This is a genomic window from Chryseobacterium sp. IT-36CA2, assembly GCF_949767875.1.
Classification (GTDB): Bacteria; Bacteroidota; Bacteroidia; order Flavobacteriales; family Weeksellaceae; genus Chryseobacterium.
In genome coordinates this window covers 908,013-920,778 of sequence record NZ_CATKPG010000011.1, presented here as the reverse complement: position 1 = coordinate 920,778, position 12,766 = coordinate 908,013, and the positions used below count along the sequence as shown (strand labels likewise).

The window sequence follows — 12,766 nt, the reverse complement described above, 5'->3', positions numbered from 1 at the left end:
ATAATTAAAAAAAAGCCACCAGAAAAACATCTGATGGCGATTACAAAAAACAAGTGTATAAAAAATATATACTTCAAATTAATTTCTCCAAAATAAGTTCCCGTCATTCATCAGGGCTTTTATTTCAGACATTCTGGAAACTGCTTCTGCGGAACATGAAGCATCCGCAAAAACAATGGCAGCTTCATCACCAGCTTTAGGCCATTGCTGATTTCCTTTTTCATCCAGAGGAAGAATACTTTGAGTAGCAAACTGCAAAGCTCTTGACAAGGCATATTCTGTAGCATAGCCGTACAATTCTGCAATCAGATTGGCTTTCTGCAGCATGCTTCCGGATCCGAAAGTACTCCAGTAATCCTGTACATTATCATTTCCGATCAACACATTAACCCCATATTTTTTCAGGGTTGGAATAGGCATCACCGTTCCTTTGAAAGGTACAGAAGAAGCGATTCCTACTTTTCCTGCAGCTAATCTTTCTGCGATCTGCTCAGTTTCTTTAGGTGAAAGATGCGCTAAAGCAAATGCATGACTTACAAATGTTTTTCCCTGAAGTGCCGGATTTTCGATTGCTTTGTCAATCAGATAATTGATTGTTTTCATTCCGGACTCTCCTACTTCGTGCAGGTGAATATCTATTCCTTTTTTATTGTCTAAAGCCAGCTGAACCGTAAAGTCCATTACCTTCTCAATACTTCCGTCAATACTCAATGGATCCAATCCACCGATGAAGCTCACACTTTTCAGTTGGGCTGCTTCTTTCATCAAAGGAGCCGATTCCGTGTAATATACTCCATGCTGCGGGAAGGCTACCAGTTCGGCTTTAAAAGAATCTTTTTTATTTTCAAGAGCCTGTTCAAGATGCTCCAGCGATTTCAGTCCTGATGTGGGATCAATATTGAAATGGGTTCTTGAAAAATGAGTTCCGTAATGCTGCTGCAGGCTGATCAATTGTTCTGCCCTGCTTACAGAAGTTTTCAACAACTCAGGAATGATTTCCTGTTCATAAGCAATCATATCTTTCACCGTTCTTCTTTTCGGAGAAAGTGCCTGCCATGGGAGACCGTACAATGTTTTATCCAGATGGATATGCATATCCCTAAAGGCTGGTAGCATCAGATATCCTTTAGCATCTATTGCTTTGGAAGCTTGATCATTCGCTTTGACTGTTTTTATTTTTCCGTCCTCAATTTCAATACTGAAAAGATCAGTTTTTGTTCCGATAACTTCTTCATTTTCGTATTCAAAACCTGTTTCCAGGCGGACATTTTTAAGGGAATATGTTCCTTTTGCAGTTAATTGATAGGGAAATTGCATGATTTTAAATTTAACAATACAAAATTAACCCAGCTTTAGGGTAAAACCGGTGTATCAATTATGTCTTGTTTTGTACAGATTATTCTTTGAATTGGGATGGCGTCATTCCCGTCTGTGCTTTAAAGAATTTTGAAAAGCTGGCATGGTCATAGAAACCGAGATCATATACGATATCTTTCACAGACATTTCGGAAACTTTTAAAAGTCTTTTGGCTTCCAATAAAATACGATCCTGAATAAGCGACGAAGCCGAGGCATTGAGATTCTTTTTGCAGACTATATTCAGATAATTGGCAGAGATATTCAGTTTATCTGCATAAAAAGAAACGGATCTTTCTGTTTTGAAATGTTCATCAATAAAATGCAGAAATTTTGAAATAATAGGATTTGAATTATAGACTTCAAAGTCTTTGAAAGCCCCTTCCACAGATTTACTTACCAGCAAACCAATCAATTCACTTCTTTTCTGAATCAATTCCCAAAATATCTTTTCATTGCTCAGCTCTTTTTTGATTTCCTGAAATTCATACAGAAAAGTTTCAAAAACTTCTTTGGAAAGATTGATCACCGGATGATTTTGGTAATAGGATGCGGAAAACCTTAAAGACGGCAGAAAACTTTCAAACCAATCTCTGCTGATCATCAACTGATAACCGATGGTTTCCTTTTCAATCACCCATTGGTGCACCTGATCTGGAAAAACAAGGTGAATCTGATAGTCTTTTACCTGATATTCTGTAAAATCTATGGTATGTGAACCGACTCCCTGCTCGAAAAGATTGATGATAAAAAAATCATGTTTGTGGGGATCATCAATGGAGCGTGCTCCGGAAAGATCATTAAACAGCAGATTACAGCCTTTCAGCTGATTTTCAATAAATTCCTGAATTCCCAAAATAGGAAAATGATCTGTATGGTAAGCCACTCTGCCTGATTTTCTCCTAAAATTACTAAAATTTGTAAGAGAAAAAATTAAAATAACCACAAAAGGAACAAAAGTTTTATCTTAACCACTCTATCTTCCGCTTCTACCTGCATTCTGTGGCTGTCTCCGAAAATCTTAATAAATTCTCTGGCTTTCCCCCGTAAAACTTTTACACCCTTTGCGGTTACAAAAAAACACAACTAAAATATATAAATTTATTTATCGCTTTGTATATTGGATTAAAAGACGATGTTTCCATCGTGTACTAATGATTCCACCTCTGAAATTCTTGATACCGCTTCTGCAGAACAACTTGCGTTGATCAATACAAAATCCGCTTTATCTCCTGATTTTGGCCATTGCTGGATTCCTTTATCATCTAACGGCAGTATATTTCCTGTTGCCAGTTTTAAACTTCTTGATAATAAAAATTCTGTGGAATATCCATACAACTGAGCCATTAAATTGGCTTTCTGAAGCACACTTCCTGTTCCGAAAGTATTCCAGTGATCTATAATGCTGTCATTTCCGGTGAGAACAGTTACGTTATGCTTGTAAAGCGTTGGTATAGGCATGATGAGCCTTCCGAAAGGGATTGTGGAGACAATTCCGATCTGTGCTTCACCCAATTTCTCAGCGATTTCTTCCTGTTTGGCGGCTTCTAATTTTCCAAGGACAAAACAGTGGCTTAGATAAGTTTTTCCTTTCAGTGAAGGGTTTTCATTTACTTTTTTAATCAGATATTCAACCGTTTTCAATCCGGAATCTCCGGTTTCATGCAGGTGAATATCTATTCCTTTTTTATTATCCAAAGCAAGCTGAACAGTAAAATCTAGCACTTTTTCAATATCTCCGTCTATGTTGAAAGGATCTACTCCTCCGATGAAATCAATATCCATCTTTGCCGCTTCTTTCAGATAAGGCACAGAATCCGTATAAAACACTCCATGCTGTGGAAAGGCAACCAATTCCGCTCCAAAGCTTTTCTTTTTATTTTCTAAAGCTTTCTGCAGGTTTTTTAATGACTGAAGTTTTGAAGTGGGTTCAATATTCACGTGGCTTCTAGCATAGGAAGTTCCTTTCAATTGCAATAGCTCGATCAGCTTTTCTGCTTTAAAGGTTGAATTCTTCAACATTTCAGGAAGCATTTTTTGCTCCAGTTCTATCATTCCTTTGATACCTCCGGTTCTTTTTCGAACCGCTTGCCACTGATCTCCATAAAAGGTTTTATCAAGGTGAATATGCATATCTTTAAATGCGGGAAGCATCAGCAGACCTTTTGCATCTACGGCCTTAGCATTGGGCTGATTGGGTGCAATCTTTGTAATTTTTCCGTTTTCAACTTCCACATAAAACAGATCAGTTTTGGTAGAGGCTACTTCCCCATCCTGGTACTCAAAACCTGTTTCCAGACGAACATTTTTCAGGCTCATTTTTCCCTTTACCGAAGTATTATTTTGATCTAAGAAAGGTGATGCATTCATCATATTAGGTATTAAAGTGAGTCCCGCTACAGCCAAAGCTGAATGCCGGATAAAATCTTTACGGGAGATGCCATTGCCTGAAGTCTTCATTTCCAATCTATTTAATACAAAATTAAAAAGAAGTGCTCTGACCGAGGTGTATGGTTTATTACAAAATTTGTATGATTTATGCTTTGTGATGATTTCTTAGGAGGAATGCTTTATGATCTGCTTAATTTACTTTTCAATACTACAATAAAGAAAGATATCCATTACAAAGAAACATGAAATTCTTTTGCATAAAAAAACCGGATCTAAAATCCGGTCTTGTTTATATTTATTTATTTGAATATTCAAATTTCCTTACAGCTTCCAGTGTCCTGTCAATCTCTTTATCTTTGATTGCATCACTGATGAAGTACGTTTCATAACCACTTGGTGGAAGATATACCCCATTCTGAAGCATCTGATGGAAGAAATTATTAAACAATGAATGATTTGCTTCCTGTGCCTCATCAAAGTTGGAAACGCTTTTGATATGAAAGAATACAGACATCATAGAACCTTTTCTGTTGATTCTGTGAGCGATTCCTTTTTCGTTCAGAATTTTTCCGATTTCAAAATCTAATGTTTCCGTTGTCTTCTCTAATCTGTTGAAAAATTCAGGATCATTTTTAATAAGCTGAAGTGTTTTTAATCCTGCTCTCATCGCTAAAGGATTTCCGCTTAATGTTCCAGCCTGGTATACTCCTCCTTTCGGTGCCAGGTGATCCATAATTTCATTTCTTCCTGCAAAAGCTCCTACCGGAAGACCTCCTCCGATTACTTTTCCGTAAGTCACTAAGTCTGCTTTTACATTGAAAAGTTCCTGAGCTCCTCCGAACGCTAATCTGAAACCAGTCATCACCTCATCAAAGATTAATAAAGCTCCGTTTTCGTCACAGATTTTTCTCAGTTTTTGTAAGAAATCATTTTCTGGCAATACACAACCCATATTCCCTGCAACAGGTTCTATAATTACCGCTGCAATCTCTCCCTGATTGTGACGGAATAAATCCTCAACCTGTTCAAAATCATTATAACGGGCTAACAAAGTATCTTTTGCTGTTCCGGCAGTTACCCCTGGAGAATTCGGGTTTCCGAATGTAGCAGCACCACTTCCCGCTTTGATCAGGAATGAATCTGAATGTCCATGATAACAACCTTCAAATTTTACAATTTTATCTCTTCCTGTATATCCTCTTGCCAGTCTGATTGCACTCATACATGCTTCTGTTCCTGAAGAAACCATTCTGATCTGGTCAATATTCGGAACATTTTCAATAATGAATTTTGCAATTTCTGTTTCCAGCTCTGTAGGTGCACCGAAAGAGAATCCTTTCTCTGCCTGTATTTTCAGTTCTTCTAATACTTCAGGATGGGTATGTCCTAAAATGGCTGGGCCCCATGAGTTGATATAATCAATGTAAGTATTATCATCTGCATCGGTAAGGTAAGCTCCTTTTGCCGATTTCATAAAAACGGGCACTCCTCCAACGGATTTGAATGCTCTTACCGGAGAGTTTACTCCTCCCGGAATGTATTTGTAGGCTTCATCAAATAAAGCCGAACTTCTCTGATACTTCATTTTTTCTTTTATTTTATTATTTAACCCTCAAAATAAAGGGTTCCATCTTCTCCTGCATAATTTTTCTGCCCATTAATTATTGTGTAATAAATCTGAAAAGGATTACCATTCTTCCAAACTATCATACCTGGCTCAAACTTTCCATATAAAACCTTATTATTGGGAAGAATTGTCTTAAAAATTAAATTCTTATTATTATTTGGATCAGGCTCCGAAAGAACAACCAGTTGGCTGTCATCTATCAGATTGATCATATTATACCGTATAGGATAAATTTCCCGCAGGTTTTCGTCTGCCAATCCAAACAGGCCTGAGATACTGGTCGTAAAAATATAGGGCTTTCCTTTATAAAACTGCCATCCCACGTATGCCATATCCGGTGTATTGAGGATTATTTTCTTAAGTTTAGGAATATAAATTCCAACATAGGTATCACCTGATAATATCTCCAAAAAACGGTCTTTATAATTCAATTGATAGCCATCATTATCATAGGGCTCCAGCATATCAAGATCATCATCATCAAGATCATCCCTACTTAATGTAAGTTTTACATTACTACTGTAAACCGGATCATTTTCCCAGCCGCGGTCTCTTATAGGATAGCTTTCCTGCTTAATATATCTATCAAGACGCATTTTTGTTTTGATGGAATAGTAATAATAATCCCACCCATCAAAAACCAGATATTTATCTCCATCTACAGATATGGGTGTATTTGAAATAAATGGCATGATCATAACTGCATTCCGATCTATGATTCCAAATCGACCATTTTGCTCTGCATGAAACCCTCCTATGGATTCGTCATATCTGCTTACACTACTATATTGAGGCTGTACAGCTATAAATTTATTGGTATCACACAATCCCCATAGCTTTCCTTTTCTGTAAGGAATATAATTTTGTTCCTGAGAAAATATTGTGCATGACATGAATATCAGAAATATCAACAGATATTTAGATTTCATATTTAAAATTCTCATGGTTTTGGGAGGGTATTAGTTTCGTGGTTTTTTGTCTATTAAATAAATCAACTGCCCTGCAGAAGGCTGCTGTCCTTCATCCATTCTGTTTTTAGCATATAATTTATTTAATTTGATTCCGAATTTTTGTGCAATATCATGCATATCTTCTCCGGATTCAGCTTTGTAAGTCGCTGTATTTCCTGTCGAATTTTTGGATTCAAGAAAAACGATATCATTTTTCTTTAAGCTTTCATTTTCCAGTTCATTCCATTTCATCAGTCTGCTTTCGCTTACTTTGAATTTGTTGGCAATGAATTTCACATCCGTATCTTCAGGAATGACAATATATTTCAGCCCATCATTCGGGTGACTTTTGATAAGAATAGAATTAAGAATTTCAGCTTTCGTTTTGATTCTCTCTACTCTTTTTTGTTGTTGTGCGTAGGAAGTCTGTTTATAAGGAACTTCTACTGTAACCGGCTCTTTGGCTTTTCTGGTAGCTTTTGAAGGTTCCAGCTGTGCCATGAAAGTCCTGTCGTCTTTCAGATCCGGGTACATTTTAAGAACTGCATACAATACTTCATTAGAATTGGTATTGTCGTATTCGTATAATTTATACTTCTCAATTTTAGTGATAAGAATGGAAGCATAGCGTGGGTTGGTAGCATAACCTGCTTTTTTTAACCCGTAAGCCCATGCTTTGTAATCTTTCATATCCAGATTGAAAAGATTCGTGTAATATTTTCTGGTAGCTAAAAATATAGAGTGGTCTTCGTAAGACTGTTTTGGATCTTCATACACACGGAAGCACTCATTAGGAGCATCATCGGTATGTTTCATCGTTTTACCGGTCCAGTCTTCTTTACATTTTATACCGAAGTGGTTTTTACCTTCCAGTGCCAGTCTGCTCTGCCCGCCCCCGGTTTCCAATAATCCCTGGGCAAGGGTAATAGAAGCAGGAATTTTATATTTTTCCATTTCTTCTACGGCATATTTAGCAAACTTCTGAATATACTGATCTTCGGTTGCCCAAGATTGGGCAGAAAATTTTGATAAAACTAAAAGGCTTATGGATAGGAAAAGTCTTTTCATCTTATAATTTTTATTGTTTTAAAATGAAAGATGGAACACTAAGTGTTTCATGTTTTTCAATTTTACTTATATAATTAAATTTCTATTCTGTTTTTCTAAAAGCAGATTAGCTCCCTCAATTCCCTGCAATCCGCCAGTATGAAAGCACAAAATCCTGCTGTTCTCAGGAAAATAATCTTCTTCAATAAGTTCGAAAACTTTCTCCATCATTTTTCCTGTATAAATCGGTTCTAAAGGAATACCATATTTCTCTTTGAAATCATTGATAAAACGGATGTTTTCATCACTTATTTTACCATAACCTCCAAAACATGAATCTATTAGATTGAAATTCTGTCTCAAAGTTAATTCAAAAATTTTATTCTCCAGTGAAGCATCGTCAACGACTTTAAATCCTATAACTTTCTGATTGTCTTCACAAAATTTCGAAATTCCTGCAATGGTTCCTCCGGTTCCAACTGCGGTGCAAAGATAGTCAAAATCTTTTGTTTGTTCGTTGAGCATCATTTTCACCCCTTCTACAGCGTCTTCATTGGTACCACCTTCCGGAACTACTAACGCCTCCGGAAACTCGTGCTGAAGGAATTCTGTGAGTTTTTCTTTGTGGCGATATTCTTCACGGGTGACAAATTTCAGGTTCATTCCGTTTCTTTTGGCAAACAGTAAAGTAGGATTATCACGCCATTTATGCTGCAGTTCTTCTCCTCTGATAATGCCCAGTGTCGGAATATCTGCCATATTACCAACTGCTGAAACAGCGGCTATATGATTAGAGAAAGCTCCTCCAAAAGTAATAATATAAGGATTATCGGGATTTTTTTCCAGATAGTGATTAATATTGTAAAAAAGCTTCCAGTATTTGTTGCCTGAAATCAGTGGATGAATCTGATCTTCCCTTTTAATGAACAGTTTTATATTTTTATGAATGGGAATTTCCTGAATAAGGACAGGTTCTGTTGGAAGTTTTAATAGCATTTCAGTTTTGACGATTCATTGTTTATTCTTTTGCAAAAGTAGGAAAAGATTTAATCTTGCGGGATTTTGTTTGTTTTCCCACAGATCATACAGATTTTCACGGGTGACTGTTTTGATAATTTTAGGTTTTGGCTAAAGCCGAATGAATTTTTTATTTATTTGATAAACGGGCTAAAGCCCGTTCCTATTGAATATAAAGAACATCAAAATTGATATCCAAAAACCATATCCCAAACCCCAACGTTCACTTTACAAATATTTCCTGAAACTCCAGAATTTTCTTTTTTTGAGATAATTCAGGTTCTTTTCATTAGCATAGGCTTCTCTTTCAAATGAGATTCTTTTGTAGGCCAGATAACCGTCTTTGAGCTTGAAAAACCAGTAATAATATTCAATGACGTAGAAAATATAGAAGAAAACGACAAGCATTTCCAGCTGTTGCCGCAAATGGATTTTTTCGTGATTGATCAATACATTATTTTCCTTATCTTCGGGTTTCCTAATGAAGATAAAGGGAAATAGAGCAATGCCATTAATTTTTAATTTTTTTAAAGGCTTTTGGCACACAATTATCATAGTAACAAATATAAAAAGTTTTTTGACTAGCGTTTAACTTATGGCCCATTATGACATCAAAGAAGGTGAGGACTTCTACTATAATGAACAGGGGTACAAGGTTTTTACAGAAAAATTTCATCTGAAAAGAGGATATTGCTGTAAAAGCGGTTGCAGACACTGTCCTTACGGGTACGATAAAAAGACTGATACATTCATTAAAAGCGATAAAAAAAATAAATAAAATGAAAAAATATATTTTTATCTTGTTGGCATCTGCTACATTAGGTCTAACTTCATGCAGCCCTTTTCAAGTACGTTCAGATTATGCTGAAACAGCCAACTTCAATTCTTTCAAAACTTATAAGATAAGAATTGATGATTTAAAATTGAATGATATTGACAAAGACAGAGTACTGAACGAACTGTCCAGACAGCTTCAGAGCAAAGGTCTTCAGTCTGGAGAAAATCCTGATCTGATTATCAACTTAAAAGCAAATCATAAGAAAGTAACCGATATTAATTCAGCTTCACCTTACGGAATGTGGGGATGGGGTGGATCATTCGGATGGGGTGTTGGCATGAGCAGAACATGGACCACGAATTATAATGAAGGAGCTTTGATCGTAGACCTTATTGATGCTAAAACCAACAAATTGGTCTGGCAAGGTATCGGAAGCGGAATTTCTGTAGATTCACCAAAAGCAAAACAGAGACAGATTCCTGAAATCCTGGCTGAGATTATGAAAAATTATCCACCACAAAGAAAATAAGATGTAAGTCATCCATTATATAAGCCGGTACTTTTGTACTGGCTTTTTTTTATGATCTTTTCCTACGGATTACATGAATTTTCAAAAATGTCCTTTTTATTTTTAAAGTTTTGGCTAAAGCCGGATGTAGAAATATAATTTATAAGGCGGGCTAAAGCCCACCCCTATTGAATTTAGAAAATATTGAGATTAAAATCTAAAACGCAAAAACTTTAAACCCGTATCTCACAAACCCGAAGCCCGCAACCCAGAAACTCACATGTATCGCTTCTTACATGCAGTACATTTAAAATTAACGATTACGTAATTTTTTATTCACAAAATTGTGGTATTCTTGTTGAAACTTGTATTGATATGAAAAAAATCATCTTATTTTCTGTATTTGCAGGACTTGCCCACGCTCAAGCTCCTGCAGGATACTACAATTCTGCCAACGGACTGAGCGGTGCGGCACTAAAAACTGCATTAAGCAGCATCATCTCCAGCGGACATCAGGATAAAGGCTACAACGGATTGTGGACGGCCTATAAAACTACTGATATTGATAAGGACTACGAAAATGATGGTTCTATCCTTGATATGTATTCTGAAAAGCCTAACGGTACTGATCCTTACAAATACACTCCTGGAACCAACCAATGTGGTACGTATTCTACGGAAGGAAATTGCTATAACAGAGAGCACGTTGTTCCTCAAAGTCTTTTTAGTGAGGCTTCTCCAATGGTTGCGGATATTCATTTTATCCGAGCTACGGACGGAAAGGTAAACGGAATGAGAAGTAATTATCCTTACGGAAAAGTTGGAAGTGCTTCTTTCACTTCAATGAATGGATCAAAGCTTGGAACATCGGCTTCTTCAGGATATTCGGGGACGGTTTTTGAGCCGATTGACGAGTTTAAAGGGGATGTTGCCCGTATGATTTTCTATTTTGTAACGCGCTATCAAAGCAAACTTTCTTCTTTTTCATCAGGGAATATGCTGGGAAGTCCTACTTTCCCGGGGCTGCAGACATGGGAACTGAATGTTCTTCTTGCCTGGCATAATCAGGATCCGGTTTCTCAGGCTGAGATTAAGAGAAATAATGCGTCTTATACTTATCAGGGTAACAGAAATCCGTTTATTGACAATCCTGGTTATGTAAATCAAATCTGGGGCTCTCAACAGCCTTCAGGCGATACTCAGGCACCTACTGCAGCAACGGGTCTGAATGTTTCAGGAAAAACTTCCAGCAGCATTTCTCTTGCCTGGACAGCTTCTACTGATAATGTAGGGGTTACTGCGTATAACGTTTATATGAATGGGAGCCTGAAAACTACAGTTAGTTCAAATTCAACAACCATTTCAGGTCTTACTTCTTCTACTACTTACAGCTTTTATGTTGTTGCGAAGGATGCAGCAGGAAATTCTTCATCAAATAGTTCTACTGTTTCCGGGACAACCAATGCAGGAACAACTACTCCGGCTACGAACTGTGTGAATGAAAGTTTTGAAACTATTCCAGCTGCCAGCGCTTCTTATTCAAACAGAACATGGAGCAATAATGGTATTTCCTGGACGGCTACAGATGCAAGAACTGATCAGACTCTTAATAATAAAGCGATTACGGTACGAAATGGTTCATTAACCTCAAGCAGTTCTGCTAATGGTATCGGATCTTTAACAGTAACTACACAGCTTAAATTTACAGGTTCTAATGATACTTTTGATGTAAAGGTAAATGGCACAACTGTGGGAACGATTCCTTACAGTGCTTCGGCAGCAACTACAACCATCAATAATATTAATATTTCCGGAAATGTAGTGGTAAGTCTTGTGAATAATTCAACCAGCAACAGAGTGGCTATTGATGATCTTGCATGGACCTGCTATTCCGGTTCTTCAGCAAGAATGGCTCAAAGTACAGCTGCAGAAACAGCGTCTAATAGTTTTAAAATCTCTCCAAATCCTATTACCAATCAGGAGATTTTTGTAAAAGGAGATCTTCAGAAGGTAAAGAAAGCTGAGATTTATAATCTTCAGGGGAAAACTCTTCAGACGGTAGATCAGCCTTTCAGAAATGGAAATTCTATTAAAACAAGAAATTTGGGTCAGGGAGTTTATATTTTGAAACTGGATCAGGTGACGATACAGTTTATAGTGAAATAAGTTTGAACAATAATTTAATATAAAAAATGCCGGTCTTTTTAGATTGGCATTTTTGTTTTTTACAGATTAATGTTTTTTTGACGCAAAGGTTTTATTTTTATGATTCCTTATTTTAGGGAGCAAAGAGGAATCAGCAAGCTGATTTGACTAATCGAATGTTTTATTTTTTTGTTTGTTTTTATCGTAATTCAATGAATTTTATCCAGATCAGGATATCCTGATCCTTTCAGGAGGTCTTTCCATTCTTTATTTCTGAAGACAAAGAGATTGCAGCGGTATTCGTCTGGTTTGTTATCTATTTTGGTTTCGCAATAGTAATAGAGCATATCTTTGTTTCTCCAGATCGCCACTTCCTGTCTGAGTTTGTTATGCGTCTGGATGATCTCATTATCTTTCACTTCTGATTCAAATCCTTCACGGATGGTATCAAAGCTAGGTTTCTGAAGTGTTTTATTCAGATTATCCAGGAGTGCCGTTTTTTCTTCCTCTGTATAAATATCAAGCTGATACATTCCCAATTGGTCTTCTTTTTCATTGGCGAGAGGGCCTATTTCCTCGTCTACTTTTCCAAAGTGTAGAATTACTTTATTGGTATTCTTATCATTTTTCCCTTCCAGATCTATTCCGTTGAAATGTAACAGTTCTTTTGATGAAAAAGCCAATTTTTCATTTCCAATTAAGGTAACGTCATTGGTGCGTACTGCTTCTTTTTCAGTTGCACCAGCAGATTTTAGAATTTCATTGATATTTTGTCCTACAGCAATTTTGGCAAGGTTAAAGGGTTCTGTCTGAGTACTCCCCTTTGTTTCAACAACAGATGCGGGCGCTTTATTTCTTTGATCACCGCATGAAACAAAAGTCAAACAGATTATTGGTAGTATATATTTCAATCTTTTCATAATGTTAGTGTTAGCATCAGGTTATCA

General features: G+C 36.7%; 12 protein-coding genes. 3 read left to right on the top strand and 9 right to left on the bottom strand.

The window, feature by feature from the left end; all coding sequences use genetic code 11:
* Window positions 1–78 precede the first annotated feature (78 nt).
* The 8 genes from ACM6F9_RS05045 to ACM6F9_RS05010 all read right to left on the bottom strand — a co-directional run bounded on the left by ACM6F9_RS05045 (window position 79) and on the right by ACM6F9_RS05010 (window position 8,943).
* Window positions 79–1,317 carry an amidohydrolase gene (locus tag ACM6F9_RS05045; RefSeq protein ID WP_414844689.1) on the bottom strand — a complete coding sequence of 413 codons (1,239 nt, stop codon included), beginning with the start codon at window positions 1,315–1,317 and terminating at the stop codon, window positions 79–81.
* Window positions 1,318–1,396: 79 nt separating this feature from the next.
* Window positions 1,397–2,242 carry an AraC family transcriptional regulator gene (locus tag ACM6F9_RS05040; protein WP_414844688.1) on the bottom strand — a complete coding sequence of 282 codons (846 nt, stop codon included), beginning with the start codon at window positions 2,240–2,242 and terminating at the stop codon, window positions 1,397–1,399.
* Between the two features lie 239 nt (window positions 2,243–2,481).
* On the bottom strand, window positions 2,482–3,816 hold the full coding sequence (locus ACM6F9_RS05035; protein WP_414844687.1) for an amidohydrolase: 1,335 nt from the start codon (window positions 3,814–3,816) through the stop codon (window positions 2,482–2,484).
* 226 nt (window positions 3,817–4,042) lie between these two features.
* Window positions 4,043–5,332 carry a glutamate-1-semialdehyde 2,1-aminomutase gene (gene hemL / locus ACM6F9_RS05030; protein WP_414844686.1) on the bottom strand — a complete coding sequence of 430 codons (1,290 nt, stop codon included), beginning with the start codon at window positions 5,330–5,332 and terminating at the stop codon, window positions 4,043–4,045.
* A gap of 20 nt (window positions 5,333–5,352) precedes the next feature.
* Window positions 5,353–6,318, bottom strand: coding sequence for a hypothetical protein (locus ACM6F9_RS05025; RefSeq protein WP_414844685.1), 966 nt, complete (start codon window positions 6,316–6,318; stop codon window positions 5,353–5,355).
* Window positions 6,319–6,333: 15 nt separating this feature from the next.
* Window positions 6,334–7,392 (bottom strand): glucosaminidase domain-containing protein, encoded by a 1,059-nt coding sequence (locus ACM6F9_RS05020; RefSeq protein WP_414844684.1) that lies wholly within the window; start codon window positions 7,390–7,392, stop codon window positions 6,334–6,336.
* A 66-nt stretch (window positions 7,393–7,458) separates the two neighbouring features.
* Window positions 7,459–8,367, bottom strand: coding sequence for a 1-aminocyclopropane-1-carboxylate deaminase/D-cysteine desulfhydrase (locus ACM6F9_RS05015; RefSeq protein WP_414844683.1), 909 nt, complete (start codon window positions 8,365–8,367; stop codon window positions 7,459–7,461).
* Between the two features lie 249 nt (window positions 8,368–8,616).
* A complete protein-coding gene (locus ACM6F9_RS05010) occupies window positions 8,617–8,943 on the bottom strand; it encodes a hypothetical protein (RefSeq protein ID WP_414844682.1) in 327 nt (108 codons plus the stop codon).
* Between the two features lie 40 nt (window positions 8,944–8,983).
* On the opposite strand from ACM6F9_RS05010, the gene ACM6F9_RS05005 reads away from it, so the two are divergent.
* The 3 genes from ACM6F9_RS05005 (at window position 8,984) to ACM6F9_RS04995 (ending at window position 11,840) form a co-directional block, all read left to right on the top strand.
* Window positions 8,984–9,166, top strand: a complete 183-nt coding sequence (locus ACM6F9_RS05005) for a DUF5522 domain-containing protein (protein ID WP_047434227.1) — start codon at window positions 8,984–8,986, stop codon at window positions 9,164–9,166.
* A 1-nt stretch (window position 9,167) separates the two neighbouring features.
* Window positions 9,168–9,695 carry a DUF4136 domain-containing protein gene (locus ACM6F9_RS05000; RefSeq protein ID WP_414844681.1) on the top strand — a complete coding sequence of 176 codons (528 nt, stop codon included), beginning with the start codon at window positions 9,168–9,170 and terminating at the stop codon, window positions 9,693–9,695.
* A gap of 354 nt (window positions 9,696–10,049) precedes the next feature.
* Window positions 10,050–11,840 (top strand): endonuclease, encoded by a 1,791-nt coding sequence (locus ACM6F9_RS04995; protein ID WP_414844680.1) that lies wholly within the window; start codon window positions 10,050–10,052, stop codon window positions 11,838–11,840.
* A 188-nt stretch (window positions 11,841–12,028) separates the two neighbouring features.
* Here ACM6F9_RS04995 and ACM6F9_RS04990 read toward each other — a convergent pair whose 3' ends face one another.
* The gene (locus tag ACM6F9_RS04990) at window positions 12,029–12,739 is read right to left on the bottom strand and encodes a hypothetical protein (RefSeq protein ID WP_414844679.1); all 711 of its coding nucleotides are present in this window, start codon (window positions 12,737–12,739) and stop codon (window positions 12,029–12,031) included.
* Window positions 12,740–12,766: the final 27 nt, after the last annotated feature.